This is a genomic window from Telluria sp. ZT3P25, assembly GCF_059685895.1.
Window position 1 is genome coordinate 739,720 of the sequence record NZ_JCASIJ010000002.1, and the last position, 26,168, is coordinate 765,887.

Annotated in this window: 20 protein-coding genes; 10 read left to right on the plus strand and 10 right to left on the minus strand. The window is 64.8% G+C overall.

The genetic code is table 11. The features are described 5' to 3' along the window. Positions 1 to 7: 7 nt before the first annotated feature. The 6 genes from AC56LY_RS21925 to lptM form a co-directional block, all read right to left on the minus strand. Positions 8 to 1,390 (minus strand): hypothetical protein, encoded by a 1,383-nt coding sequence (locus AC56LY_RS21925; protein WP_499583128.1) that lies wholly within the window; start codon positions 1,388 to 1,390, stop codon positions 8 to 10. After that, positions 1,344 to 2,867, minus strand: coding sequence for a CHAT domain-containing protein (locus tag AC56LY_RS21930; RefSeq protein WP_499583130.1), 1,524 nt, complete (start codon positions 2,865 to 2,867; stop codon positions 1,344 to 1,346). Before AC56LY_RS21930 ends, AC56LY_RS21925 begins: the two co-directional genes overlap by 47 nt. Beyond that, positions 2,864 to 4,219: a hypothetical protein gene (locus AC56LY_RS21935; RefSeq protein WP_499583132.1), complete on the minus strand. Its 1,356-nt coding sequence runs from the start codon at positions 4,217 to 4,219 to the stop codon at positions 2,864 to 2,866. The genes AC56LY_RS21930 and AC56LY_RS21935 overlap by 4 nt, the downstream gene beginning before the upstream one ends. Next, entirely contained in the window at positions 4,216 to 5,574 is a 1,359-nt protein-coding gene (locus AC56LY_RS21940) for a hypothetical protein (protein ID WP_499583134.1), read from the minus strand. The genes AC56LY_RS21935 and AC56LY_RS21940 overlap by 4 nt, the downstream gene beginning before the upstream one ends. 174 nt (positions 5,575 to 5,748) lie before the next feature. Then, positions 5,749 to 7,026 (minus strand): diaminopimelate decarboxylase, encoded by a 1,278-nt coding sequence (gene lysA / locus AC56LY_RS21945; protein ID WP_499583136.1) that lies wholly within the window; start codon positions 7,024 to 7,026, stop codon positions 5,749 to 5,751. Between the two features lie 29 nt (positions 7,027 to 7,055). Then, a complete protein-coding gene (lptM, locus tag AC56LY_RS21950) occupies positions 7,056 to 7,238 on the minus strand; it encodes an LPS translocon maturation chaperone LptM (RefSeq protein WP_332530650.1) in 183 nt (60 codons plus the stop codon). Between the two features lie 40 nt (positions 7,239 to 7,278). On the opposite strand from lptM, the gene cyaY reads away from it, so the two are divergent. Beyond that, a complete protein-coding gene (gene cyaY, locus AC56LY_RS21955; protein WP_258837190.1) occupies positions 7,279 to 7,608 on the plus strand; it encodes an iron donor protein CyaY in 330 nt (109 codons plus the stop codon). Positions 7,609 to 7,672: 64 nt separating this feature from the next. On the opposite strand, the gene AC56LY_RS21960 is transcribed toward cyaY, so the two are convergent. Beyond that, positions 7,673 to 10,006, minus strand: coding sequence for a penicillin-binding protein 1A (locus tag AC56LY_RS21960; RefSeq protein WP_499583139.1), 2,334 nt, complete (start codon positions 10,004 to 10,006; stop codon positions 7,673 to 7,675). A gap of 362 nt (positions 10,007 to 10,368) precedes the next feature. Here AC56LY_RS21960 and AC56LY_RS21965 point away from each other — a divergent pair, with 362 nt between their 5' ends. The 8 genes from AC56LY_RS21965 (at position 10,369) to AC56LY_RS22000 (ending at position 20,225) form a co-directional block, all read left to right on the plus strand. Beyond that, a complete protein-coding gene (locus tag AC56LY_RS21965) occupies positions 10,369 to 11,391 on the plus strand; it encodes a pilus assembly protein PilM (RefSeq protein ID WP_499583141.1) in 1,023 nt (340 codons plus the stop codon). Beyond that, positions 11,391 to 12,008: a PilN domain-containing protein gene (locus tag AC56LY_RS21970; protein WP_499583143.1), complete on the plus strand. Its 618-nt coding sequence runs from the start codon at positions 11,391 to 11,393 to the stop codon at positions 12,006 to 12,008. The genes AC56LY_RS21965 and AC56LY_RS21970 overlap by 1 nt, the downstream gene beginning before the upstream one ends. Next, on the plus strand, positions 12,005 to 12,682 hold the full coding sequence (locus AC56LY_RS21975) for a type IV pilus inner membrane component PilO (RefSeq protein ID WP_499583145.1): 678 nt from the start codon (positions 12,005 to 12,007) through the stop codon (positions 12,680 to 12,682). The genes AC56LY_RS21970 and AC56LY_RS21975 overlap by 4 nt, the downstream gene beginning before the upstream one ends. Before the next feature lie 14 nt (positions 12,683 to 12,696). Continuing rightward, positions 12,697 to 13,224, plus strand: a complete 528-nt coding sequence (locus tag AC56LY_RS21980; RefSeq protein WP_499583147.1) for a pilus assembly protein PilP — start codon at positions 12,697 to 12,699, stop codon at positions 13,222 to 13,224. After that, entirely contained in the window at positions 13,221 to 15,431 is a 2,211-nt protein-coding gene (locus AC56LY_RS21985; RefSeq protein ID WP_499583149.1) for a type IV pilus secretin PilQ, read from the plus strand. The genes AC56LY_RS21980 and AC56LY_RS21985 overlap by 4 nt, the downstream gene beginning before the upstream one ends. A 42-nt stretch (positions 15,432 to 15,473) precedes the next feature. Next, positions 15,474 to 17,363, plus strand: a complete 1,890-nt coding sequence (locus tag AC56LY_RS21990; RefSeq protein WP_499583151.1) for an Ig-like domain-containing protein — start codon at positions 15,474 to 15,476, stop codon at positions 17,361 to 17,363. 106 nt (positions 17,364 to 17,469) lie between these two features. After that, positions 17,470 to 19,080, plus strand: a complete 1,611-nt coding sequence (aroKB, locus tag AC56LY_RS21995) for a bifunctional shikimate kinase/3-dehydroquinate synthase AroKB (RefSeq protein WP_499583467.1) — start codon at positions 17,470 to 17,472, stop codon at positions 19,078 to 19,080. An 8-nt stretch (positions 19,081 to 19,088) separates the two neighbouring features. After that, positions 19,089 to 20,225 (plus strand): deoxyguanosinetriphosphate triphosphohydrolase, encoded by a 1,137-nt coding sequence (locus AC56LY_RS22000; protein WP_499583153.1) that lies wholly within the window; start codon positions 19,089 to 19,091, stop codon positions 20,223 to 20,225. A gap of 91 nt (positions 20,226 to 20,316) precedes the next feature. On the opposite strand, the gene mutY is transcribed toward AC56LY_RS22000, so the two are convergent. The 3 genes from mutY to mutM are packed head-to-tail and all read right to left on the minus strand — an operon-like array spanning position 20,317 to position 24,236. Next, complete coding sequence (gene mutY, locus AC56LY_RS22005; RefSeq protein WP_499583155.1) at positions 20,317 to 21,432, minus strand: A/G-specific adenine glycosylase; 1,116 nt, start codon at positions 21,430 to 21,432, stop codon at positions 20,317 to 20,319. Then, positions 21,429 to 23,381, minus strand: a complete 1,953-nt coding sequence (locus AC56LY_RS22010) for a dynamin family protein (protein ID WP_499583157.1) — start codon at positions 23,379 to 23,381, stop codon at positions 21,429 to 21,431. The genes mutY and AC56LY_RS22010 overlap by 4 nt, the downstream gene beginning before the upstream one ends. Before the next feature lie 21 nt (positions 23,382 to 23,402). Then, positions 23,403 to 24,236 (minus strand): bifunctional DNA-formamidopyrimidine glycosylase/DNA-(apurinic or apyrimidinic site) lyase, encoded by an 834-nt coding sequence (gene mutM, locus AC56LY_RS22015; protein ID WP_499583159.1) that lies wholly within the window; start codon positions 24,234 to 24,236, stop codon positions 23,403 to 23,405. 102 nt (positions 24,237 to 24,338) lie between these two features. Here mutM and AC56LY_RS22020 point away from each other — a divergent pair, with 102 nt between their 5' ends. Next, on the plus strand, positions 24,339 to 26,138 hold the full coding sequence (locus tag AC56LY_RS22020) for a tetratricopeptide repeat protein (protein ID WP_499583161.1): 1,800 nt from the start codon (positions 24,339 to 24,341) through the stop codon (positions 26,136 to 26,138). Positions 26,139 to 26,168: the final 30 nt, after the last annotated feature.

Sequence of the window (26,168 nt, forward strand, 5' to 3'; positions counted from 1 at the left end):
TGCGCGCTCAGAGCGGGAGCGCGACCGTCGGATCACCCAGAATCACGGTACTCTGGATATCGCGCACCACCAAGAGACGGTGCAGCATCTGGTAATGCCTGGTCTTGCGCAGGAAGCGATCATAATCCATGTACAGTCCCCCCAGTTGCGCTGACAGCGGTGCCAGCGATAAGCCAATCGGCACTGGCTGGAACAGCTCGTCGTACAGTGCGCTGATCAAAGGATCCGTTGTGAACTGGCCGGTTTCGCGTTGTTGCAGCGTCCAGTTGAAGGTGGGTTCCACGTGCCCGATAAAGGCACGCAGTGGACGCCGGGCGCCCAGCAGCGCCTGAGGCAGTGGCGCCACGCGCGCACCACAGCGCGCGACGCCCTGCAATAGCTGGTCGACGGGCGAATCCCGTTCGAGCAGGCCATCGAACAGGCTTCGGGCGTCGCTGCCGGCGCCGCAGCAGGCATGCGCATACCAAATGGCGCCGTCGGGCTGCCAGTTGCTCAGCAGCGCTTCCGGGCGGACCAGACCGTAATCGCTGTCGACCAGCAAGCCCAACTGCGCCGCCATCGTCCCCACATCGTTCAGCGGTCCGGTCATGCCGTGGCTGGTCGTAACGATGAAACCGGGGCGGCGCTCGGCCAATTCGCGCGCCAGGCGGGTTGCGCTGCCCTCACCAGCACTGCCATCGAGGAAGCAGGTGCCGTTGCCGATCTCGTCGTCGGCGCGCAGTTTCTGGACCAATGGCACGGCAATGGACTGGCGCATCAGGCTGGTAATGTCGTCAATGCCGTGGTCGGCCGACCAGACAAGGGCTGCATGCCGGTCGGCGCTGGTGTCACCCCAGTCATCCAGCAGGGCGTTGACGTAGTTGACAAGCTGGTCACCTTCGAGGCTCAGGCGGCCCACGCAGCGGCTACCTTGCAGCGCGTATTGCGTCTCCCAGGGGATGGTGTCGGGTCCCGCATGGATCAGCAGATAGCGCGGCACCGCGCGCTCCCCGACGCCGTAGAGCGACTGGTTGACAGGCAGGTCGACCGCGCCACGGCGCAGAAAGCCAATGTGTCCATCTTCAGGGACATGGCGCAGTACCGGGGCAGGCCCGCCATCTGTCCCACGGCGCTGCACGAGCTCGCGGATTGGTTCGGGAGCGTCGATCGCCGTCATCGATTGTTCGGGCGTGAGTGCGGGGTTAAATGGCAGTACCAGGCCCCAACCGACACGTTCGTCATGCCAGTCGCGTGGATCGGCCTTCGGAAGCGAGCGCAGATAGGGGAGGATGGCCGGCGGCGCATGCTGCATGGTCCAGGTGTGCCACTTGCCAGCCAGTGCACTGAGCTGGCTCGCGTTGCCATCAAACGCGTTGATTTGCAGTTGTGATGGACGAACTTGCTGTTGCATGGGGGGCTCCTGACGCTTGATTGAGGATTGTTTCAATCCTGGCGATACGTCGGTCGATATCCTCGACGACAGAAGGAATGTCTGCCAAAAGCTTGCGCTCCTCGTTCAATTGCAGACGTTCATCTTCGAGCAACATTCTTGTCGCTGCGGACAGATGACGCGGCCTGTGGCCGCGTTTCGCCCCGTTCGAATGTGCTTGTGCCTGCAGTGCCGGCGCATGCGGCGCGCTACCTTTGATCATCAGCTTGAAGTCGTAGACGGCGTGCATGACAGGCAGCGTCCACTCGGGTGGTGTGCTGTCTTGCCCGCTGAGCTGGCGAATCGGGAGCAGGGCGCTGGCCCAGTGGACGTCGACCAGCCCGCCTGTGGAAGGCACGTTGGCGATGCGTTTTTTCAGGTCTTCCAGCAGGTTCTGGTAAAACGTGTAGCTGAAGATATCGGCAAAGTTTTCCTGGATGCGTTCGCGCATGCCGAGGGCTGCGGGGATGCCCTGACGTGCAAGGGCCGCGGCCACTGACATTGACAGCGGCCCGCCAGCCTGCGCATCCATCGCGGTTTCACAGCAATTGAGCGTGACCATCCAGATGCTGTTGCCGCTATTGGCACGTGCCATTACTTGCATGCTGTCGATAAGAATGCTTCCAGGTTTGCCGAGCTCCCAGTCCTTATAGGTGGCGACCTGCAACTGGGGATGTGGGTTGGCGCACGCGTGCGAAAAGATATGCAGGATGTGGGGCGCGTAGGCCTTGATGTAGTCGAACAGGAGGTCGCGCGGCTCGAAACCGGCTTGCGGCGGCTCGTGCTCCTCGCGTGCCGGTCCGCTTGGTGGAATCAGGTCAGCCTTGGCCCAGCCGAGCCGCTGTCGGTTGATGGCGTTCTTCAGGAGGCGCTCGCAGGTCAGTACCCGCAGTTCAACCGGCAGTCCGCTCTGGCTCACCGCATGGCACAAGCTCTTCCATTGAGCCTTGCCGGTGATCGGCTTTTCGTGCCCGCTGATGTCGCCACCCGCGCCCAGTACTGCCAGGATGCGCAGTGGCGGATCGAATGGCCATTCGATCCGGGCGTTCTTGCAGCACTGCGAACGGGCGATCGGAAAGTGTTTGTTCATGGATAGGAAGTGCACGTCCGGCGTGTACATGGCTTCCCATGGCCAGCGCTCCAGCTGGGCCATTGGACTCTTGAAGTACAAGTAGATGGGCTCTTCGTGCTCGGTAAAAGGATGCAGTTTTTGCGCCATCCTCGCAGCAATCACTGGGTGTGTTTTCAGAAGGTCCATCAGCGCAGTGCCGATGTATTGCATGTGTTTATCCCTGTCGACAGCATGCGGCAGGGCCTCGACGAGCCGCTCGACGTCGAGGATGCGTTGCCGGCTGAGTAATTTCGCCTTGTTGTCGTGGTCGTTTGCGATGCCGGGATCGATCAGATGCACCGTGGGCGAGCCCTTGTACATGCTATCCAGCGCGATGACGATGCTCATGTCGCTCTCCTGCGGCGAGCTTGCCCTGCTGCCGCTTTTCGGACTTCGCGCGTGACCGCATCGAGCACGAGCTTGCGCGCTTGGGCACGCCCAACGGCGCCGGCTTCGACGGCTTCGGCCAGCGCACCGGCCGTGCTCTCGAGCTTGCGCTGGCTCGACGCCAGCCACGGAATGGCAGGATCGCTAACCTTGCCGTGCAAGCGCTCATCGAGTGTATAGCTTGCCAGTTGCCGGTTGCTGACCGCGTCATTTGCGTGCGCGGCGAGCAGTATTGGATGACAGTACAGCGCCACCGCGGCGGCCGCAGGCGGGTGAGCGTCCTCGCCGAGCAGGAAGCGGTAGGTGGCCTGCAGCGCCTCCCGGCTCCCCGGTACGTTCATGTCATGCACGACGGCCGGCCCGGGCCGATGTTGCGCGACTGCTGTCTGCAGCATGCGCAAGCCTGCAGCCGAACGTTCGGTCGGTGCGGACGTGAAAGCGACGCACCATGCACCGAGATAGTCGAGGAACGCGACCAGACTGGTATGGTCCACGCACGAAGGCTGGCCAGTGTGTTCTTTGCCGGGCGCGGCTGCGAGCAGCAGCATCCCTTCGTCGAGCGATCGCGCGCCATGGCAGATGAAGTGCACGAAGTCGACGCTACCCTGGCCCAGTGCGGCTTCCATCCATCCCAGCCAGGGATTGGCCGATTGTGCGCCGGCGGCCACTTTCACGGCTCCGCGCGGGTCGTAAATCGCGATGCGCACACGGCCCTGGTACTGGCGCTGCAGGTCGCACAGGTAGGGATAGATGGTGCGGTCGCCAAACAAATGAAATCGCGTGCGCTGCGCCAGCTCGGGCGGGACTTCGCGCACGAAGGCGTCGACACGTTCTTGCAAGTCCGGTTCATTCGCCGGGGAACTCAGGCAGACGACCGTATCGATACCGGCGCGTGGAATGCGCGGCGCTAGCGCCTGGCAGGGCAGGCGCAGGATCGGTACACCCAGCTGTGGCTGCAGAAATTCTTCCCAAGGCACGGCGGCCAGGAGGCCGAGCGGTACGGATAGCCGTAGCCACAATGGCTGGCCGGCTGCTGCGTCTTCATCGAGCCAGGCTTTCAAGGCTACGACGACATGCTCCGGAATCGCATAGGTATCGGGCAGGATGCCCTCCTGGGGCCCTTCATGCTCGCACGAAGCGAACCCCAGTTCGGGCAGCGACGCTGTCAGGAGTGCCACGTCTTCCCCCTTGCTGAGCGTCAGGGTGAACACCGCCAACGGCTGCTCGGTTGGCGTGAAATCCATGTAGATGCGCAGCACGCGCAGCTGATATTCTTGTTGCAGGCGAACCTGTACACGGTCGACTTCGGTCATCTTGTCGCTCCTGCAGCCATTCCTGCCAGCACCAGATTGACCAGCGCCCACTCGGTATAGCGGTTACGCACATCGCCATGGTCGTGAATCCCCTGGGCGCCATCAAGCGCCCGCACATACACCTGCCTGGCAGCGGGCTTGTAGAAGCTGGGGCAGTCGAGAAGCGGCATGACATCGAGTTCGCCGGGCGCCATGTTTTGCGGGCCGGTCGCCCCAAGCGCCGCAAACAGCGTCGACGGTGCACCCGCTTCCACTTCGGCGATATCGCGGCCGCGCCGCAAGGCCAGTGGATAAAAGCGCGTCAGCGCAGCGTCTTGCGCGCTGAACGTGACATGCAGCGGCACGACGGTCTTGGCGAGTACTTCACGGTAGCCGCCAGGCCGAACGTCCTGCTCGGTGATGCGCGGGGCGAAACAGCGGGCACTGACCGCCGCCTGCAACAACAGCACCGACGTCACGCGCAGCGGCGCCGGCAGTTTCGCCAGCGCCGCGAGCATGACCTTGGCGCCATATGAGTGACCGGCAAGATGCACGCGAAGGCCATCGACGGCAACGGCCTCGTGCACCAGATGGGCAACGCCCGTGGAGCCGACAGTGCCTGCACGATCTTTCATCAGGAACACAGTCGCCTTGCGGATGATCTCGCGTGGATTGACAAAGCGCAGTATGCCGCCCGCTTCCAACTTGGTCGGCACAGGCTCTTCTGCCAGCGGCAGCCGGCCCGGCGCGCCGGACTGCGTACCGGGTTGCGCACCGTTGCCCGAGGCGCTGGTGCCCCAATGTTGTAGCAGCATGGCGAGATCGCCTGCGGACACAGTGCCTTCGCTGTCGCCACCCGTATGCCGGCACAAAACCTGTTCCAGAATCCGTGCCAGCGTCAGCGCGTCGGCACCTTCCAGTGGCCCGAAGCGCGTCGCCAGGGCCTCGAGGCACGCGGCATCCGCAGGCGACAGGTCGCTGGCCAACGCTGCAAGTTCGGGCAGCGCCGGGGCTTCGCCGACTGCCGTCGTATGCCGGGAATCGCTTGGCGAGGCCAGCGAGGGCGGTTCTTCGCCCGGTGCGAGCAGCGCCGTGCTGGGCCAGATCAGGCCGGCTACCAGCGGCCGGTAGCGGCGCGCGTCCAGCCCGGCAGTGATGCGCAGGGCAGCGTATTCGGTGAAGAATTCGGTGTAGTGGCGCACAGCTTCGTCGAACACATTGTTCCAGCCGTGCGAGTAGATGTGCAGATCGGTGAAGCCGCCACTGGCCACATCGGCCAGGAGCGCAGCGCGCGTGAGTGGCGATGTGCAAAGCCCCTGCTTGTCGAATGATAAAAGATACAAGGGGAAATCGGGCAAGCCGCCCCCTTTGATCATGAGTAACGGACCTGCCGCGGTGTCCTCAGCCATATGGCCTCCCGATGCGTAGTGCTTGATTTATCAGCACCAGTCTACGCCGGGAGCATAAGGGGGAGATTGAATCGCACTGACGTTTGCGCTGCGTCAAACCCCCGCAACGCCAGCATCAAGACAACGCAAGACCTCGCTTACTTATTTGATGAGGGTTTCGAGCGCGAAGGTCTCGGTCGGCGTCTCGCGGCGGCGTACCAGGTGGATGGCGTCGCCGTCGACGATCACTTCGGCCGCGCGGCCGCGCGTGTTGTAGTTCGACGCCATGGTCATGCCGTAGGCGCCGGCCGTCATCATGGCCAGGAGGTCGCCCGGTTCCAGCGCCAGCCCGCGCTCGCGCGCCAGCCAGTCACCCGATTCGCAGATCGGCCCCACGACATCCCACATCAGCGCTTCGCTCTCGCGCTGCGTCACTGCCTGCAATCCCATCCAGGCCCCGTACAGCGTCGGGCGCATCATGTCGTTCATGGCGGCGTCGACGATGCAGAAGTTCTTCTCGGCGCCAGGTTTCAGGTATTCCACGCGCGTGAGCAGCACGCCGGCTTCGGCGACGATCGAGCGGCCCGGCTCGAAGATTACCTTGAGCGGCTGGCCGTCGTACTTTGCCGCACGCCAGGCGTCGATGCGCGCGAACAGGCGGGCCAGGTAGTCGCCCACCGGCACCGGCGGCGCGTCGCCGGCCACGCCGTAGTCGACGCCAATGCCGCCGCCAATGTCCAGGTGGTGCAGGTGGATGCCTTCGGCGTGCAGCGTGTCGATCAGGTCGATCAGCTTGTCGAGCGCCTCGAGCAGCGGTGCGTCGTCCAGCAGCTGCGAGCCGATATGGCAGTCGATGCCGACCACGTCCAGGTGCGCCAGTGCGGCGGCCGCGCGGTAGGTGTCGAGTGCCTCGTCGAAGGCAACGCCAAATTTATTGGCTTTCAGGCCGGTGGCGATGTACGGGTGGGTCTTGGCGTCCACGTTCGGGTTCACGCGCAGCGAGACCGGCGCGCGCATGCCGAGTTTGCCGGCCACGGCGTTCAGGCGGTGCAGTTCGGGGATCGATTCCACGTTGAAGCACAGGATGCCTTTTTCCAGTGCCAGCGTCATCTCGGCCTCGGTCTTGCCCACGCCCGAGAAAATCGTCTTGCCCGGATCGCCGCCGGCAGCGATCACGCGCAGCAGTTCGCCGCCCGAGACGATGTCGAAGCCCGCACCCTGGCGCGCCAGCAGGTCGAGCACGGCGAGGTTCGAGTTGGCCTTCATTGCATAGCAGACCAGCGCGTCGCGCCCGGCGCAGGCATCCTGGTAGGCGTTGAAGTTCTCGAGCAGCGTGGCCTTTGAGTAAACATAGGTCGGCGTGCCGAATTCGTCGGCGATGGCGGACAGGGAAGCGCCTTCGGCGTGCAGCACGCCGTCCTGGTACAAGAAGTGGGGCATAAGGTAAAAGCGAAGGTGGAAGCGGACGGTTAGCGGTACGGCGCCGGGGTGGACGCGTTGTTCGACGGGACGGGCTGGGCTGGCTGGTCGACGACGACCGGCACGGGCCTGGCGGGTGGGTTGGGCATGTACAGCGGGCCGGTCTGGCCGCAGCCGGCGAGGGCAGAAGCAAGCAGCGCAGCGCCGAAAGGAAGCGCGAGGGAGGACTTCACGATTAGAATCAAGGTTTGATTAGCAGATTTGGAGTGTAGCATGACCGAAACCGAATTTTTGGACCTGGCCGACCTGACCCTGAAACGGATCGAAACCGCCTTTGACCGCCTGAACGACGAGGACATCGTCGACGTCGAGTGCAAGCGCAGCGGCAACGTGCTCGAAATCGAGTTCATCGACAACGGCACCAAGATCATCATCAACAGCCAGGCCCCGCTGCAAGAGATGTGGCTGGCCGCGCGCTCGGGTGGCTACCACTACAAGCGCGTGGGTGACGAGTGGCGCAACACGCGCGACGACAGCGAGTTCTTTGCGGCGCTCGGGCGCTATGCGAGCGAGCAGGGCGGGGCGCCAGTCAACCTGGTGTAACGCAATCTCGCAATAAAAACAAAGGCGGCCAGTTGGCCGCCTTTATCGTTTCATGTCCGGGTGATCAGAACAATTCGTTCCGCACCGCGTCGCGTTCCTGCTGTTGCTGCGCCGGCGGCGGCTGGCCGACGTCGAGCGCTTCGACGCCGCTGCCCGGCGGCGTCTCGGCGTAGTAGTACTCGGACCCGTACTGCACCAGACCGGCCGGCACCTCGCGTTCGACCATCGGCTGGTCTTTCAGCGCCTTTTGCATGTAGCCAATCCAGATCGGCAGGGCCAGGCCGCCACCGGTCTCGCGCGCGCCCAGGTTGCGCGGCTTGTCGTAGCCCATCCAGGCGATGCCCACCAGCTTTGGCTGGTAGCCGGCGAACCACGCATCGATCGAATCGTTGGTGGTGCCGGTCTTGCCGGCCAGGTCGGTGCGCTTCAGGGCCATCGCCTTGACTGCAGTGCCGTGGCGGACCACGTCCTTGAGCATGCTGTCCATCAGGAAGGCATTGCGCGCATCGATCACGCGGTTCGCTTCGTCGCCCGCGCGCGCCGGCCGTGCTTCGGACAGAACCTTGCCATCGCTGTCAGTGACCTTCGAGATCAGGTACGGGCTGACGCGGTAGCCGCCGTTGGCAAACACCGCGTAAGCGCCGGCCATCTGCAGCGGATTGGTCGCGCCGGCGCCCAGTGCCAGCGTCAGGTAGGCCGGATTACGTTCCGGCTCGAAGCCGAAGCGGGCCGCGTATTCCTGGCCATAGCGCGCACCGATCTTGTTCAGGATGCGGATCGAGATCATGTTCTTCGACTGCATCAGACCGCGCCGCATCGTCATCGGGCCGTCGTACTTGCTGTCGTAGTTCTTCGGTTCCCACGCCTGGCCGCCCGTCTGGCCGGCATCGAAACTGATCGGCGCATCGTTGATGATGGTGGCCGGCGACAGGCCGCGCTCGAGCGAGGCCGAGTAGATGAACGGCTTGAACGACGAACCGGGCTGGCGCCAGGCTTGCGTCACGTGGTTGAACTTGTTGCGGTTGAAGTCGAAGCCGCCCACCAGCGCGCGGATCGCACCGTCTTCGGTATTGGCCGCCACAAAGGCCGATTCCACTTCGGGCATCTGCGTGATCAGCCACTTCGATTCCTCGTCCTGCATCACGCGGACCACGGCGCCGCGGCGCACGCGCCGGTTCGGCGCCGCCTTGTCCGACAGCCAGGCTTTGGCAAACGCCAGGCCCGGACCCGACAGCGTGATTGTCTCGCCCGATGCGATCGCTGCCTGGACCTGCGTGCTCGACGCCTGCAGCACGACGGCGGCGATGATGTTGTCGCTGTCCGGATGCTCGGCCAGCTCGGCTTCGATCGCTTCGTCTGCTGCCGCTTTGCCCGATGGCAGGTCGATGAACGATTCCGGGCCGCGATAGGCACGGCGGCGTTCATAGTCCATCACACCGCGGCGCAGCGCCAGGTAAGCAGCGTCCTGATCGGCCTTGGTGATGGTCGTAAACACGTTCAGGCCGCGCGTGTAGGTGTCTTCCTTGAACTGCTCATACACCAGCTGGCGCGCCATTTCGGCCACGTACTCGGCGTGCACGCCGAAGGCGGCGCTGTCGGTCTTGATCTTGAGTGGCTCGACCTTGGCCTGGGCGAACTGGGCGTCGCTGATATAGCCCAGCTGGTGCATGCGCACCAGGATGTACTGCTGGCGCGTCTTGGCGCGGGTCGGATTGACCACGGGGTTGTAAGCCGACGGGGCTTTCGGCAGACCGGCCAGCATGGCCGCTTCGGCCACGGTGATGTCGCGCAGGTCCTTGCCGAAATAGATCTGGGCCGCCGACTGGAAGCCGAAGGCGCGCTGGCCCAGGTAGATCTGGTTCATGTACAGCTCGAGAATCTGGTCCTTGGACAGGTTCTTCTCGATCTTCCAGGCCAGCATCGCTTCATACGCCTTGCGCTTGAAGGTCTGTTCCGACGACAGGAAGAAGTTGCGCGCTACCTGCTGGGTGATGGTCGAGGCGCCCTGGCGCGCGCCGCCGGTGGCGTTGCGCACGGCCGCGCGCATGATGCCCAGATAATCGATGCCGCTGTGTTCATAAAAGCGGTCGTCTTCGATCGAGAGCACGGCCTTTTTCATGACATCGGGAATGTCTTTGAAGTGGACCAGCGTGCGGCGCTCTTCGCCGAATTCGCCGATCAGGACGTTATCGGCCGTGAAGATCCGCAGTGGCATCTTGGGCCGGTAATCGGTGATCGTGTCCAGCGCCGGCAGGTTCGGGTACGCCATGGCCAGGGCGAACACGAGCACGAGTACGCCAATCGCACCCAGACCGAACAGGCTGGCAAATGCGATGAGGATCAGGCGCTTGGGGCTGAACTTCGAGGAGGAAGAAGGTGCTGCCTGTTTCTCTTTCATGCTGACTTTCGCTTTGTTGATCCGCCTCATTATAAGACAGCAGTTTGGCACCCGATACTGGCCGAGCCTTAATCGAACCACAGAGCAATATTTAGCTAGCAAGGAATCGGCAAAGTGTGGTGCGCATGCCCCGCATTCTGATGTTCCCAAGTAGAAATATCTTGTCCGGCATCATCCTTTATTGCTACGATCCGAGACGGTGCTTTCACGTAAGTATCGGATTTTTATAAGAAATTAACAGGTGTTTGGTTAACGACAACGACCCTTGCAAGGGCGTCTACAGCCAGATTCTGCCCCAATCGGTGTCAAGGAGTGTTTTGGTGATCAATCTGGGTTCCTTGTTTGGAAAGTCGAGTCCGCCAATGATCGGGCTCGATATCAGCACGTCCGGCGTTCGCCTGGTCGAGCTGGCCGACGCCGGCAAGGGACTCGTGCGTCTCGAGCGCTACGCGACCGAATCGCTGCCACGCGGCGCCGTGGTCGATGGCAATATCGAAAACATGGACCAGGTCGCCGACGCCGTGCGCCGGGTCTGGAAAAAGAGCGGCACGCGCGCCAAGCACGTCGCGCTGGGCATGCCGCCGGCGGCTGTGATCACCAAGAAAATCATCCTGCCGGCCGGTTTGTCGGAAGACCAGCTCGAAGTGCAGGTCGAGTCCGAAGCCAGCCAGTACATCCCGTTCGCCCTCGATGAAGTCAGCCTCGACTTCGACGTGATCGGCCCGGCGCCCAATTCGCCGGACGACATGGAAGTGATGCTGGCCGCTGCCCGCCGCGAAAAAGTCGAAGACCGCATCGCCATCGCCGAAGGTGCAGGCTTGCTGGCCACCGTGATGGACATCGAATCGTACGCCGCGCGCAGTGCACTGGAAAACGCCGCTGGCCTGATGCGCGACCAGATCGTGGCACTGTTCCAGATCGGTGCCCAGGCCACCCACGTGTCGGTGCTGTTCAATGGCGAAGCAGTCTACGAGCGCGAACAGCCGTTCGGCGGCAACACGCTCACGCAGGACATCGTGCGCGCCTACGGCATGGCATTCGAAGAAGCCGAAACGCGCAAGAAGGCAGGCGACCTGCCGGAAAACTACCGCGCCGATCTGCTCGCGCCATTTCTGGAAAACGCGGCGCTGGAAGTCACGCGCGCGATCCAGTTCTTCTACACGTCGACGCCGTACACCCGGATCGACCGCATCTACCTGGCCGGCGGCTGCGCGCTGCTGCCGGGCATCATGGAAATCGTGACCGGCCGCACCCGCATCGCCACCAGCCTGGCCTCGCCGTTCGACAATATGGCGTTCGGCCCCGGCGTGCGTGAGCACCAGCTGCGCCAGGAAGCGCCGGCCTACCTGGTCGCGTGTGGCCTGGCGCTGCGGAGGTTTGGCTGATGATCCGCATTAACCTGTTGCCTCACCGCGAGGCAAAACGCAAGCAGAAGCAATCGGCGTTCGTGGCGCTGATGGCGCTTGGCGGCCTGGTCGGCGCCGGCATCGTGCTGCTGGTGGGCGGCTACAACGCCAGCCAGATTTCGGTCCAGAACGAACGCAACGAGGTGCTCAAGCAGGCCAGCGCGGATCTCGACAAGAAAATCGGCGAGATCACGACGCTGAAGGAAGAAATCGCCGCGCTGCAAGCACGCCAGCAGGCGGTCGAAGATCTGCAGGGCGACCGCAACCAGCCGGTCTACCTGCTCGACGAACTGGTGCGCCAGACGCCCGACGGCGTGCACCTCAAGACCGTCAAGCAGGATGGCCAGCGCGTGATCCTGACCGGCACCGCCCAGTCGCAGGAACGGGTCGCCGAGCTGCTGCGCAATCTGTCGAGCCAGTCGGCGTGGCTGGAAAAGCCTGACCTGACCGAGGTGCGCGCTGCCACCGTCACCCAGAGCAAGAGCGCGCGCAAGGTGGTCGAATTCACGCTGGCCGTGTCGATCAAGCGCGCCCGCAACAGCGATGCGCCGGAGGACGGCGCCACCGCCAAACCTGGCGCGTCGGGGAAATCATGAACATCGATATCAAGGCGCAGTTCGCCCAGCTCGCGGCGCAATTCGAGGACCTGCAGGGCCGCCAGCCGGGCCAGTGGCCGCTGGCACCGCGCCTGTTGTGCGCGGCCGGCGTGGTGGCGCTGGTGGTCGGCCTGGGTTACTACTTCTACTGGAGCGACCAGTTCGCCGAGCAGGAAACGCTGGCGCAGGAAGAAGTGCGGCTGCGCGGCGAGTACGAAACCAAGATGGCGCAGGCGATCAACCTGGAAGCACTCAAGGCGCAGAAGGCGCAGGTCGACCAGTACGTGGTGCGCCTGGAAAAGCAGTTGCCGAGCAAGTCGGAAATGGCCGCGCTGCTGTCGGACATCAACCAGGCCGGCGTGGGCCGCGGCCTGCAGTTCGAGCTGTTCAAGCCGGGCCAGGAAGTGGTGCGCGACTACTACGCCGAGCTGCCGATCAGTATCAAGGTGAGCGGGCAGTACCACGACATGGGTGCGTTTGCCGCCGACATGGCGAACCTGCCGCGCATCGTCACGCTCAATAACCTGTCGCTGGTGAGCGTCAAGGAAGGCAACCTCGAGATGGAGGCGATTGCCAAGACCTTCCGCTATCTCGACCAGGAAGAACTCATCGCCCAGCGCGCCGCGCGCGCGGCCGAAAAGAAAGCCGCCAAAGGCAAGGGTAAAGGCAAGTGATGATACGAGCTCACGTGATTACGCTGCTCGCCATGGCAGCCTTGCTGGCCGGTTGCGGCGATGGCGGCGTCGGCGAAACCCGCGCCTGGATGAAAGACGTCGAGGGCCGCACCGTCTCGAAGGTCAAGCCGCTGCCGGAACCGAAGACGTTCCAGCCGCACGCGTACCTGCCGGGTGGCGCGCTCGACCCGTTCGACCAGACCAAGTTGCTGGGCGAACTGGCGCGCATGGCGCAATCGAGCCCCAACGCCAACCAGCCTGACCTGACCCGACCCAAAGAGCCGCTCGAGAACTTCCCGCTCGACACGATGCGGATGGTCGGCACGATGAAAAAAGGCGGCGTGAGCTACGCGCTGGTACAGATCGACCGGGCGCTGTACCGCGTCCGGCCTGGCCAGCGAATGGGACAGAACTATGGCCGCGTCACCCGCGTGAGTGACGAGGCAATCGAAATCAGGGAATCGGTGCAGGACGCCACCGGCGATTGGGTGGAACGACTAGCCAACATCGAGCTGCAGCACAACCAGGAGAGCAGTAAATGACCCCCAACGTCCAGATTCGCTTCGCCATGCCGGCCTGGCTGGCGCGCGCTGCCACCGCACTCGTGCTGTTGACGTGCGCCGGCGCCGCCCTGGCCCAGGGCAATGCGATCGAATCGATCACGGCCAGCCAGCAAGGCAGCAACGTGGTCATCAATGTGACCATGCGCGATGTGCCAACCCGCGCGCCGATCGGTTTTGCCATTACCAACCCGGCTCGCATCGCGCTCGACTTCGGCGCCACCGCGAACGCCACCGGCAAGAACATGCAGGAGCTGAACCTGGGCGATGTGCGCAGCCTGAACCTGGTGCAGGCCGGCGAGCGCACCCGCATGGTGGTCAACCTGGCGCGCGCGCTGAACTACGCAACGGCCATCGACGGCAAATCGATCATCGTGACGGTCGAAGGCACGGGCGGCGTGGCGCGCGCGGTCAATGCCAGCGGCCTGCCGGTCGCAGCACCGGCCGCACCGGTGGCTTCGGCGCTGGCGGCGCGGCCGCAACTGCGCGACCTCGACTTCAAGCGCGGCGCCAACGGGGCCGGGCGCGTCGTGGTCGACCTGCCGAACAACCAGGTCGCCGTCGATGTGCGCCAGACCGGCACCGGTGTGACGGTCGATTTCATCGGCGCGCGCCTGCCCGAATCGCTGCGCCGCCGCCTGGATGTGACCGATTTCGGCACGCCCGTCACGCGCGTGGCCACCAGCGCCCAGGGCGACAACGTGCGCATGACGATCGAGGCGCAGGGCGCCTGGGAGCAGTCGGTCTTCCAGAGCGACTCGCAACTGGTGGTCGAAGTGCGCCCGGTCGTGGAAGACCCGAACCGCAACAGCCCCGGTTCGAGCAACAACCCGCAGGGCTACCGCGGCGAAAAACTCTCGTTCGATTTCCAGAACGTCGAAGTGCGCGCCGCACTGCAGGCCGTGGCCGACATCTCGGGCCTGAACATCATCGCCAGCGATTCGGTGGCGGGCTTCCTGACGCTGCGCCTGAAGGACGTGCCATGGGACCAGGCACTGGACGTGATCCTGACCGCCAAGGGCCTGGACATGCGCAAGAACGGCACCGTGCTGTGGATCGCGCCGAAGGAAGAACTGCTGACCAAGGAAAAGCTCGAACTCGAGCAGCGCGCCCAGATCGCCGAACTCGAGCCGCTGCGCTCCGAGATCTTCCAGCTCAACTACCAGAAAGCCGAATCGTTCCGCAACGTGTTCGGCCTGGACCAGGGCGGCGCCAGTACTGGCGCTGCCGGCGACACGGGCCGCAACCGCGTGCTGTCGCGGCGCGGCAGCGCGATCATCGATCCGCGCACCAACCAGCTGTTCGTGACCGATATCGCGTCGAAGATCGAAGACATCCGCAAGCTGATCCAGAAAACCGACGTCGCTTCGAAGCAGGTCCTGATCGAAGCGCGCCTGGTGGAAGCCAATGACGGCTTCTCGCGCAACCTCGGCGCCAAGCTGGGCTTTGCCGACATGCGCACGATGCGCGGCGGCGATTCGGGCTGGCAGGTCAATGGCAACGAACGCGTCGCCATCGGCGGCAACCTGGTCGGCGTGGGCCAGACCACCGGTCAGGTGACCAACAGCGCCGACAGCTTCAACAACACCACGATGGTCAACCTGCCGGCGGCCGGCATCGGCGGCATTCCGGCTTCGTCGCTGGCGTTCTCGCTGTTCTCGTCGGCGGCCAACCGCTTCCTGAACCTGGAACTGTCGGCGCTGGAAGCGGACGGCAAGGGCAAGATCATCTCGAGCCCGCGCGTGGTCACCGAAGACAAGCAGGTCGCGCTGATCGAGCAGGGCGTCGAGCTGCCTTACGAAAACAGCACCAGCAGCGGCGCCACCGCGATCGAATTCAAGAAGGCCAACCTGCGCCTGGAAGTCACGCCGCAGATCACGCCGGACGGCAATGTGGTGCTCGAAGTGGACGTGAGCAAGGATTCGAAGGGCGAAGACACCCGCGCGGGCTTTGCCATCAATACCCAGCACGTCAAGACCAAGGTGATGGTCGAAAACGGCGGCACCGTGGTGCTGGGCGGGATCTACCAGCAGACCGAGCGCACCAACGAGAGCAAGGTACCGTTCCTGGGCGACGTGCCGCTGCTGGGTTACCTGTTCAAGACCACTGCACGTGAAAGCAGCAAGACCGAACTGCTGGTCTTCATCACCCCGAAGATCGTGAACGACAACGTGGCAGGCGCACGCTGATTCTTGTTTCATCAACGACCGATATAACAACAACGAACTGAAATGACAAACCAGAAAATCACCTATGGCAGCCTGGCGCTGCTCCTGGCTGCAACCCTCAGTGCGTGCGGCGGCGGCGGCGGCAGCCCGGGCACCACCGGGGGGACTGGCACCGGCAGCACGCCGGGAACGCCGGCCACGCCGGCCACGCCCACCGTCGGCGTGAGCTTTGCCAATGGCAATTCGCTGAGCGGCGCGACGCCGCTGACGGTGCGCGCCGTGGTCCTCGACGCGAACAAGAAGCCATTGCCGAATGCGCTGGTCACGTTCACCACGGATGCGGCGCTGGGTGCATTTACCCCGGGCGCCGGCACCGCACTGACCGATGCCACCGGCACTGCCAGCATCACCCTGCGCGCGGCCAGCCTGGCTGCCAGCGGCGCCGGCAAGGTCAGCGCTACCACGAGCGTGGCCGGCGCCGCCATCACCGGTGAGGCGAACTATTCGATCGTCGCGACCCCACTGACCTTCAGCGCACTGACACTGTCACCGGCCAGCATCGATGCCTATGGTTCGAGCGTGGTCTCGGTCGACCTGCTGGCCAACGGCGCCAAGTACACGGCGCAACAGGTCACGGTCAACTTCAGCTCGGCCTGCGTCACCGCCGGCAAGGCGACCCTGGCCGCCACCGCAACGACCAATAATAACGGTACCGTCCAGGCGGTCTACCGCGATCAGGGTTGCGGCAACAATGACGTGATTACCGCCACTGCCGACGGCGTTGCCACGGCGGTCACCGGCTCGCTGGCGATCGCCGCGCCGAGCGCGTCGTCGGTGCAATTCGTCGAAGCGATTCCGACCGATAAATCGATCGTGATTCGCGGCCAGGGCGGCATCAACCGCACCGAGACGGCGACGCTGCGCTTCCGCGTGTTCGACGTATTCAACCGTCCGCTGGCCGGCAAGCAGGTCAACTTCAGCGTGGTGCCAAGCGGCGCCGTCAAGCTGAACAAGGTCACCGACAGCACCGACCAGAACGGCGAAGTCATCACCACTGTCAATTCGCTCGACACGCCGACCACGTTCCGTGTGCAGGCCGTATTGCCGGGCACCGCAACGGCCGGCCGGGCGGACATCTCGACCGCCTCGGACTCCATCGTCGTGACCACCGGCCTGCCGGTGCAGCGCGCGTTCTCGCTGACCGCCTCGCAGGGCAACGTGGACGGCTGGTCCTACGACAGCGGCACTGCCACCCCGGCCGCCGTGGTCACGGTGCTGCTGGCCGATGGCTTCGGCAATCCGGTGGCCGACGGCACGCCGGTCGTGTTCCAGACCAATCTGGGCGCCATTGGCTCGTCCAGCACGGGCGGCTGCAACACCGTCAACGGCGGTTGCTCGGTACCGTTCCGTACCCAGAATCCCCGCGTGGCAACGCCAGGCACCCCGGCCACGCCATGCAATAGCGGTACGGGCTCCAGTCCGGACGCCACCCGTACCGGCGTGGCCACGATCTGCGCCAGCACGACCGACGGCACCAACACCCAGTTCGCCAGGACCACCATCACGTTCAGCGATGAAACCCTGGCGCGAGCCTACGTCAATGGCAGCGCGACGCCATCGAACGGCGACCTGGGCAACGCGAGTGCCAATGACCCGGTCGTGTTCCTGCTCCAGTTGACCGACCTGAACGGCAATCCGCTGCCGGCCGATTCAACCGTGGCGATCACGGGCCTGGCCAATGCTGCACTGGTGGAAATCAGCCCGGCCAAGGTGCCAAGCATCTTTGCCGGCGCCGGCACAGGGCCGCAGGGTTCGTTGCACCGTGTCACGCTCAACGCCACCAGCGCCAAGCCATGTACGGCAGGAAGCCGTGCCACGTTCAACGTGACTACCACCACCCCGCGCGGCGACGTCAGCTCGCTGCCGTTCACGCTGAACTTCACCTGCCCGTAAAATTGGCGGAATGAGAGGCGGCCAGTCTATACTGGCCGTCTTTTTCATCTCAACGGGTCTGGTTGTGCCACATCCCAAGAACAACAATATCTTCCTTGTTGGCCTGATGGGGGCAGGGAAGACCACGATCGGTCGATTGCTTGCTCGCAAGCTCAATCGCCGCTTCGTCGACGCCGATCACGAGATCGAAGCGCGCACCGGCGCGACCATTCCGTGGATCTTCGAGATCGAGGGCGAAGCCTGCTTTCGCCGGCGCGAAGCCGATGTGATCCGCGACCTGTCGGCGCAGCAGGGCCTGGTGCTGGCCACTGGCGGCGGCGCCGTGCTCAATCCGGCCAGCCGCGCGCTGCTGGCCGAACGCGGCACCGTGATCTACCTGCGCGCGTCGATCGGCAGCATCCTGCAGCGCACCGCGCATGACAAGAACCGCCCGCTGCTGCAGACCGCCGACCCGCGCGGCAAACTCGAGCAACTCTGGACCGAACGCGATCCGCTGTATCGCGAGATCGCCGACCTCGTCATCGACACCGGCAGGCCTAACGTACAATCGATGGTTCAAACCATATTGGACCAGCTGGCCGCGCAGGAAAATGCCCGCGCGCGCAAGCATGCAAGGACAGCAATGAACGAACAGGCACACATCACACTCAACGTCGAACTCGGCGAGCGCAGCTACCCGATCGAGATCGGCGCCGGCTTGCTGGACGACGCCGCGCTGCTCGCGCGCCACATCGGCGGCCACAAGGTCGCGATCGTCACCAACACCACGGTTGCCCCGCTGTACCTCGACAAGGTCGCGGGCCACCTGCGCGCGGCGGGCCGCGACGTGCTCGAAATTATTCTGCCGGACGGCGAAGAGCACAAGAACTGGCAGTCGCTGAACCTCGTCTACGACGCGCTGCTGCAGCACAAATGTGACCGCAAGACCACGCTGGTGGCGCTGGGCGGCGGCGTGATCGGCGACCTGACCGGCTTTGCCGCGTCGAGCTACATGCGCGGCGTTCCGTTCGTGCAGATCCCGACCACGCTCTTGGCGCAGGTCGATTCGTCGGTGGGCGGCAAGACCGGCATCAATCACCCGCTGGGCAAGAACATGATCGGCGCGTTCTACCAGCCGCGCGCCGTGATCGCCGACACCGCAACGCTGGCGACGCTGCCGGCGCGCGAGCTGTCGGCGGGTCTGGCCGAAGTGATCAAGCATGGCGCGATCCTCGACGCCGATTTCTTCGACTGGATCGAAGCGAACATCGAGCCGCTGATCGCGCGCGACCGTCACGCCATCGGCTACGCGATCGCCCGTTCGTGCGAAATCAAATCCGACGTCGTGCGCAAGGACGAGCGCGAAGGCGGCCTGCGCGCGGTGCTCAACTTCGGCCATACCTTCGGCCACGCGATCGAGAATGGCCTCGGCTACGGCGCCTGGCTGCACGGCGAAGCGGTCGGCTGCGGCATGGTGATGGCCGCCGACATGTCGGCGCGCCTGGGCCTGATCGAGCCGGCCGCCGTGGAGCGCGTGCGCGCGCTGGTGCGCGCCGCCGGCCTGCCGGCCGTGGCGCCGAATCTGGGCGAAGCGCGCTGGATCGAGCTGATGGAAGTCGACAAGAAGAACGAGGGCGGCGAAATCCGCTTTATTTTGCTCAAACCACTGGGCAGCCCGTCTATCACGACCGCGCCGCTGGACGTGCTGCGCTCGACGCTCGCGGCCTGCAGCGGATGAGTAGCCTGATGCGTGACTTCGACGCGGGTCTCGCCCCGTATGCGGCGCACTCGGCCCAGTCGCGAGGGCGCACGCATGCCGAGCCGGGCCCCGGTTCGCGCAGCGAGTACCAGCGTGACCGCGACCGCATTATCCATTCCACCGCGTTTCGCCGCCTTGAGTACAAGACGCAGGTCTTCATCAACCATGAAGGCGACCTGTTTCGCACGCGCCTGACGCACAGCATCGAAGTGGCCCAGATCGGCCGCACGCTGGCGCGCAGCCTGCGCCTGAACGAAGACCTGGTCGAAGCCACGGCGTTGGCGCATGATCTTGGCCACACGCCGTTCGGCCACGTGGGCCAGGATGTGCTCAACGAATGCATGAAGGACTTCGGCGGCTTCGAGCACAATCTGCAAAGCCTGCGCGTGGTCGACCATCTCGAGGAACACTACGGCGCCTTCGATGGCCTGAACCTGACCTTCGAGACGCGCGAGGGCATCCTCAAGCACTGCTCTCTGAACAATGCGCGCCAGCTGGGTGACCTGGGCCAGCGCTTCATCGAGCGCAGCCAGCCTAGTCTGGAAGCCCAGTTGACCAACCTGGCCGACGAGATCGCGTACAACAACCACGACATCGACGACGGCCTGCGTTCGGGCCTGCTCACGATGGCGCAGATGGAAGAAGTCGAGCTGTTCGCGCGCCTGCATCGCGAGGTCGAGGCGCGCTATCCGGGCCTGCCGGGCCGGCGCGCGCTGTACGAAACGATCCGCCTGATGATCACCGCGATGACGGCCGACCTGGTCGACACCTCGGCGCGCCTGATCGCCGAGGCGGCGCCGGCGACCATCGACGACGTGCGCGCCGCGCCGCCGCTGATCCGCTTCTCGGACGCGATGCGCGCCGAGACCGTGGCACTCAAGCGTTTTTTGTATGCGAACCTGTACCGCCACTTCCAGGTCAACCGCATGCGCGTGAAAGCCAGCCGCATCGTGCGCGAGTTGTTCGAGGCGTTTCTGGCCGATCCCGTGCTGCTGCCGGGCGACTACCAGGTGCAGGGCGATCCGCACAAGCAGGCGCGCAAGATCGCCGACTACATCGCGGGGATGACCGATCGCTACGCGATCCGCGAACACCGTCGCATTTTCTCGCTCGATCACTTTTAGGGCTGCGCGTTCAACTCGGCTTCGCATCCCACAGAGCGAAGTCGGTTTGAACGCGTGGGCGGCATAGCCGCCCACCCTACGACCAATGGGTTTACTGGCTGAACAGGCTTGGCTGCGACAGATCCAGCAACAACTTCTTGACCGGTGCCGGCAACGGCGCCTCACCAATCGCGTCGAGCTTCCACCACACATGCCCGGCGCCATGCTCGCCACGCGTGGCCAGCGTCACCGCGAACGGCGCGATGTGCAGCTTGTAGTGCGTGAACCCGTGCATCAACGGCGTGAGCGCGCGCACTTCGTCAATCGTGCCGAACGCGCTGCTGGCCGCGGCGATGTCCGCTGTGCAGACGGGATCGGCGTCGCCGTCCATCGCCACATGGCCGCCCACTTCCGGCAGCGACAAGAGGCCGCCCCAGATGCCCGTTTGCGGGCGCTGTTCGAGCAGCACTTCGCCGCGGTCGATCAGCACCAGCATCGCGGTGCGTTTTTCGGGCGTCGTCTTCTTCGGTTTGCGCACCGGCAGTTCTGCCGTGCGGCCGGTGGCGAAGGCCACGCAGCGCGCTTGCAGCGGGCAGCGGCCGCAGTCGGGGCGAGAGCGTGTGCACAGCGTGGCGCCCAGGTCCATCAGGCCCTGCGTGTACGACTCGATGCCGCCATCTTCCGGCAGCAGCGCTTCGGCGCGGCGCCACAGTGCATCCTCGACCGGCTTGATACCGGGGTAGGCGTCGATCCCGAACAGACGCGCGAAGACGCGCTTGACGTTGCCGTCCATGATCGCGGCGCGCACGCCGCCCGAGAAGGCGGCAATAGCAGCGGCGGTCGAGCGGCCGATGCCGGGCAGGTCGGCCAGCAGTGCCGGGTCGCTCGGGAACACGCCGTCGTAATCTGCCACGACGCGTTTGGCGCAGGCGTGCAGGTTGCGCGCGCGGGTGTAGTAACCCAGGCCGCTCCAGTGGGCCATCACGTCCTCCGCCGGGGCTTCGGCCAAGGCGTGCACGGTCGGGAAGCGTTCCAGGAAGCGGGCGTAGTAGCCCAGCACCGCCGCGACCTGCGTCTGCTGCAGCATGATTTCGGACAGCCACACGCGGTAGGCGTCGGTGGTGTTTTGCCATGGCAGGGTGTGGCGGCCATGGCTGCGCTGCCAGTCGATCACGGCCCGGGAAAAGGTCGGATCGGCCAGCTGGTCAAACTCGGTCAGTCGCTTCATGCAGTCGTGTAGTGGGCTTCGGCGCTGATGGCCGTTGCAGAGTTAGGTAGGTTGTCGGACAAGGTCGCGGTCACGCCGGCGGCCAGCGAACCAAGACGCGTGCGCGTGATGTCGAGTTCGGCCTGGCCGCTCTCGAAGGCACCGATTTTCTGTTCCAGGCTGTCGCTGGCTTCGTGGATGCGTTTCACCGTTGCCTGGCGCTGGCGCAGGTTGTCGCGGTGCTGGCGGATCTGCGCTTCGAGCGGCGCGTTGGCCACTTTCAGCCAGGCTTCGATATCGGCGTTGGCAGCGCGGTACACACGGCGCACGCGTGAAGCGATCGAATCGAAGAAGCGCTCGAGCAGCGTGGCGCGGCTATTCATCCACAACGTGGCGGTGCCGAACTGGCGCGAAAAGAGTTCTTCGATGGCGTCGATCTCGTCGCGGTGGCGCGCCAGCGACAGGGTCGGCGGCAGGCCCAGGCTCATGCCATGCTCGGCGGCGAACTTGCGGTGCATGGCGTCCATCATCGACGTGATTTCGGTGAGCTTGGCGTCTGCCTCGGCCAGGCCGGCGCGGGCGCCGTCGAAGTAGTTGCGTACCGGCGCGCGCATGCCGGTCGCAAAGCGCACTGCGCTCATTGCCACGCGCACGGTGTCGGTCCGGTCCTGCAGCACGTCCATGCCCAGCAGTGTGTACAGCTCGGTCGACAGGCGCGTGAACACGGCGCGCGTGCCCTGCAGCTTGAACAGGCCGGCGTCGAATTCCTTCTTCTCGGCCTCGACCCGGCGCACCGTGTGCGCGATCACGCCCTGATTCTTGCCGCGCAGGCTGCGCAGTTCCTGCAATTGCTCGACCAGCTCGCGCAGGCGCGTGGCCACCAGCATCTGCTGGCTGGCCACCAGCGCCTCGAGATCGGTGTGCAGCTGGCGCTCGACGATCGCGCGCCGCGCCGGAATCAGTTCATGGAACAGCGCCGCTTCGAGCTCGCCCAGACGGCTGCGCTCGAACAGAGCCATGTCGCCACCGATGCGCCCGACCAGCGCCTTGTGCGCCGACACCGGATACACCTGGCTGGCCGAGAGGCCCAGCTGGCGCGCCACGTCGTGCTGCTGGCGCGCGATGTCGGCGTCCACCGCTTCTGGCGACTTGAGCTCGTCCCACATGGCGTCGATCTTGTTGAGCACGGCCAGGCGCCCCGGCCCGGCGCCGATGTGCGTGCGCCAGACTTCGATGTCGCTCTTGGTCACGCCCGTCTCGGCGGCCAGCACGAACAGCACTGCGTGCGCGTTCGGGATCAGGTTCAGGGTCAGTTCGGGCTCGGTGCCGATGGCGTTCAGGCCCGGCGTATCGAGAATCACCAGGCCCTGCTTGAGTAGCGGGTGCGGCAGGTTGATGATCGCGTGGCGCCAGCGCGGGATCTCGATCGTGCCGTCGGGGTCGAGGCTGGCCGCCAGGTCGGGATCGTCGGCATCGTACAGGCCGTAGCGCTGCGCTTCGACGGTCGAGACGCGTCGCGTCTGGCTGACCTGGCGCAGCGTGTCGTGCATGGCCGCCGGCGAATCGAGATCGAGCGGGAACACGGTCCAGGCGGCAGGATCGTCGCGGTAGTCGCCGGTGGACAGGTGGCCGGCGCGCGTGTCGATCGGCAGCAGGCGCAGGCAGGGCGGCAGGCTCGCATCCCACAGCAGTTCGGTCGGACACATGGTGGTGCGGCCGGCGCTGGATGGCAGGATGCGCTGGCCGTAGTCGGCAAAGAACAGTGCGTTGATCAGCTCAGTTTTACCGCGCGAGAATTCGGCCACGAAGGCCACCGACAGGCGGTCGTCACGCAGGCGGCCCAGTGCGTGCGCCAGCAGCTGCTCGCCGGCCGCATCGATCAGCCCGGCGTCGCGCAGTGCGCTGCCGTAGCCGGTGAGGGAGGCGGCGACCCGGGCGCGCCAGGCGCCGTACTGTTGTAAATCCTGCATCGTGTTTGCTCGTAGGGATGACTAGCGCTGGCACTGGGCGCAGTAGAACGTCGAACGTTGCCCTTGCTTGATCTGGCGTACCGGCAGCGCGCATTGGCGGCAGGGCACGCCTGCACGATCATAGACGAAATATGTCTGCTGGAAATATCCAGACTGGCCATTTACAGCAATAAAGTCACGCAGCGTGCTGCCGCCCTGGACGATCGCTTCGGCCAGAATGACGCGGATCGCGTCGGCCAGCCGGTCGTAGCGCGCGCGGCTGATGCGCGAAGCCGCCGTTTTCGGGTTGATGCCGGCCCGGAACAGGCTTTCGCACGCGTAGATATTGCCCACGCCAACAACGATGTCGCCAGCCAGCAGCACCTGCTTGATCGGGGCGCTGCGGCGGCGGGTTTCGCGAAACAGCAGGGCGCCGTCGAAGCCGTCGGCCAGCGGCTCCACGCCCAGGCCGCGCAGCAGCACGTGCTCGGCCAGCGGTCCGTCTTCGTTGGCATGCCACAGCACGGCGCCGAAGCGGCGCGGGTCATTCAGGCGCAGCACTTGCCGGCCCTCGGGGCCGTCCACGACCAGATCGAAGTGGTCGTGCGTGCGCGGCTCGATGCCCGGAGGCAGCACGCGCAGGTGGCCCGACATGCCGAGGTGGATGATCAGGGTGCCGTGCTCAAAATTGATCAAAAGATATTTGCCGCGCCGCCCGATAGCCAGGATGCGGCGGCCTTCCAGCAACGCGGACAGGCCGGGCGGGAAGGGCCAGCGCAACCCTTCGCGACGGCAAATGACGTGCTCGACGATACGGCCTTCGAGATGGGGCGCGACGCCGCGCCGGGTAACTTCGACTTCTGGGAGTTCAGGCATGCCTAAGGGGATTCGTGTAGAGTCAGTTGACAGCGCAGCACATGCGCGGCAGGTCTGCGCATGAGCGTAGAATCAAACTCACTTTGGACTTCTGGACTTGCTTTGAAAAACGCTTTCGCCATTGTAACCCTCTCCGGTCTGTTGACTGCATGTGCTGTCGTACCGCAACAGCACTCCGTCGCCGCCGATGTCCAGGCCGCGGCCACGCCCGCCGCCGAGCCCTTGCTCGATGACGAAGCGCAGGCCGCCAGGCAAAAAGCCGAGGAAGAAGCCCGCCTGCCGAAGGTCGAAATGACCCCGGTCATGCTCGACCAGTTACTTAAGGCCGAATTTGCATTTCGCAATGGCGACTGGCAAGGCCCGTACCTTACGGTGCTGAGCCTGGCCCAGCAGACGCGCGATCCGCGCCTGGCCCGGCGCGCTGCCGAGATGGCCGTCGCCGCCAAGCAGGCCGACGACACGCTCGCCGCGGTGCGTTTGTGGTACCGGCTCGATCCCGAGTCGGATGAAGCGACCCAGTATTTCGTCGGCATGGTGGTTACGTCCGAAAAGATCGCCGAGCTCGAGCCCGTGTTCGAGGAGCGCCTGCGCGAAGCGCCGGCCGCCCGGCGCGGCATCCTGATGTTCCAGGTCCAGCAGTTGCTGGGCCGGGCCAAGGACAAGGACGCCGCGCTTGCCATGCTCGAGCGCCTGATCGAGCCCTACGACAAGATGATGGAAGCGCGCATCGTGCGCGCGCAGATCGCACTGGTGCGCGGCGACAAGGCGCTGGCGCGCACTTACGCCCAGTCGGCGCTGGCTGCCAAGCCCGACGCCGAGATCGCGCTGTTGATGCTGGCGCAGGTCACCGATGACGAGGCGCAGGTGGCGGCCATGATGGAGAAATTCCTCAAGACCTATCCAAAGGCGAACGATGTGCGCGCCGCCTACGCCCGCGTGCTGGTCAACCGCAAGGATTATCCGGCGGCGCGGCGCGAGTTCGAGTCTCTGCTCAAGGTGCAGCCCGACAATGCCGCGACGCTGTATGCGCTGGGCATCCTGGCCACACAAACGGACGATGCGCCCGGCGCCGAGACCTATTTCACGCGCTTCGTGGATGTGCTTGGCCGCAATCCGAACGACGAACGCGACCCGTCGCGCGCGCTCCTGATCCTGTCGCAGCTGGCCGAAGAGCGGGGCGACCTGGCCGGCGCGCTGCTGTGGCTGAACAAGGTGCCGGAGAACACCGATGAGCAAACCCGCTTCAACGCCCAATTGCGCCGCGCGCATTTGACGGGCAAGGGCGGCGACCTGGCTGCTGCGCGTGCGCTGCTGGCCGAGGTCAAGCCGACCGAGCCGGAGCGCCAGGCCCAGTTGATGGCGGCCGATGCGCAATTGCTGCGTCAGGCCAATCAGTTGCCCCAAGCGTATGCGGTGATGGAAGCGGCAGCGCAACGCTTCCCGAAAAATCCGGATCTGCTGTACGACTTCGCACTGCTGGCCGAAAAGCTGGGCAAGGTCGATGTGATGGAGGCGCAGTTGCGCGAAGTGATGGCGCAGGCGCCCGACAATCACCATGCCTACAATGCGCTCGGCTACTCGCTGGCTGAACGCAATGTGCGCCTGCAGGAAGCCTACGGCCTCATCGCGAAGGCGCTCGAGATGGCGCCGGACGATCCCTTCATCATGGACAGCATGGGCTGGATTCACTACCGCATGGGCAACCTGAACGAAGCCGAAAAGTTCCTGCGCCGCGCGTATGGCGTGCGCAAGGACGCCGAGATAGGCATTCATCTGGGTGAAGTGCTGTGGCAGAAGGGCGATAAGTCGGCTGCCCAGGCACTCTGGCGCGACGCCCGCGCCAAGGACCCGCAGAACGAGGCCCTGCGCGAGACGCTGACCCGCCTTGGCCTGTCCTTGTGAAATAATCCACCCCTGTTCAATTGTTTTGCT

What these genes read in the sequence shown, in the direction of transcription:
- mutM (WP_499583159.1), bottom strand. Translation starts at nt 24,236, where the DNA reads ATGCCTGAACTCCCAGAAGTCGAAGTTACCCGGCGCGGCGTCGCGCCC.
- AC56LY_RS21960 (WP_499583139.1), bottom strand. Translation starts at nt 10,006, where the DNA reads ATGAAAGAGAAACAGGCAGCACCTTCTTCCTCCTCGAAGTTCAGCCCC.
- AC56LY_RS21930 (WP_499583130.1), bottom strand. Translation starts at nt 2,867, where the DNA reads ATGAGCATCGTCATCGCGCTGGATAGCATGTACAAGGGCTCGCCCACG.
- AC56LY_RS21990 (WP_499583151.1), top strand. Translation starts at nt 15,474, where the DNA reads ATGACAAACCAGAAAATCACCTATGGCAGCCTGGCGCTGCTCCTGGCT.
- aroKB (WP_499583467.1), top strand. Translation starts at nt 17,470, where the DNA reads ATGGGGGCAGGGAAGACCACGATCGGTCGATTGCTTGCTCGCAAGCTC.
- AC56LY_RS22000 (WP_499583153.1), top strand. Translation starts at nt 19,089, where the DNA reads ATGCGTGACTTCGACGCGGGTCTCGCCCCGTATGCGGCGCACTCGGCC.
- AC56LY_RS21965 (WP_499583141.1), top strand. Translation starts at nt 10,369, where the DNA reads ATGATCGGGCTCGATATCAGCACGTCCGGCGTTCGCCTGGTCGAGCTG.
- lysA (WP_499583136.1), bottom strand. Translation starts at nt 7,026, where the DNA reads ATGCCCCACTTCTTGTACCAGGACGGCGTGCTGCACGCCGAAGGCGCT.
- AC56LY_RS21935 (WP_499583132.1), bottom strand. Translation starts at nt 4,219, where the DNA reads ATGACCGAAGTCGACCGTGTACAGGTTCGCCTGCAACAAGAATATCAG.
- AC56LY_RS21925 (WP_499583128.1), bottom strand. Translation starts at nt 1,390, where the DNA reads ATGCAACAGCAAGTTCGTCCATCACAACTGCAAATCAACGCGTTTGAT.
- AC56LY_RS21975 (WP_499583145.1), top strand. Translation starts at nt 12,005, where the DNA reads ATGAACATCGATATCAAGGCGCAGTTCGCCCAGCTCGCGGCGCAATTC.
- AC56LY_RS21940 (WP_499583134.1), bottom strand. Translation starts at nt 5,574, where the DNA reads ATGATCAAAGGGGGCGGCTTGCCCGATTTCCCCTTGTATCTTTTATCA.
- AC56LY_RS21970 (WP_499583143.1), top strand. Translation starts at nt 11,391, where the DNA reads ATGATCCGCATTAACCTGTTGCCTCACCGCGAGGCAAAACGCAAGCAG.
- mutY (WP_499583155.1), bottom strand. Translation starts at nt 21,432, where the DNA reads ATGAAGCGACTGACCGAGTTTGACCAGCTGGCCGATCCGACCTTTTCC.
- AC56LY_RS21985 (WP_499583149.1), top strand. Translation starts at nt 13,221, where the DNA reads ATGACCCCCAACGTCCAGATTCGCTTCGCCATGCCGGCCTGGCTGGCG.
- AC56LY_RS22010 (WP_499583157.1), bottom strand. Translation starts at nt 23,381, where the DNA reads ATGCAGGATTTACAACAGTACGGCGCCTGGCGCGCCCGGGTCGCCGCC.
- cyaY (WP_258837190.1), top strand. Translation starts at nt 7,279, where the DNA reads ATGACCGAAACCGAATTTTTGGACCTGGCCGACCTGACCCTGAAACGG.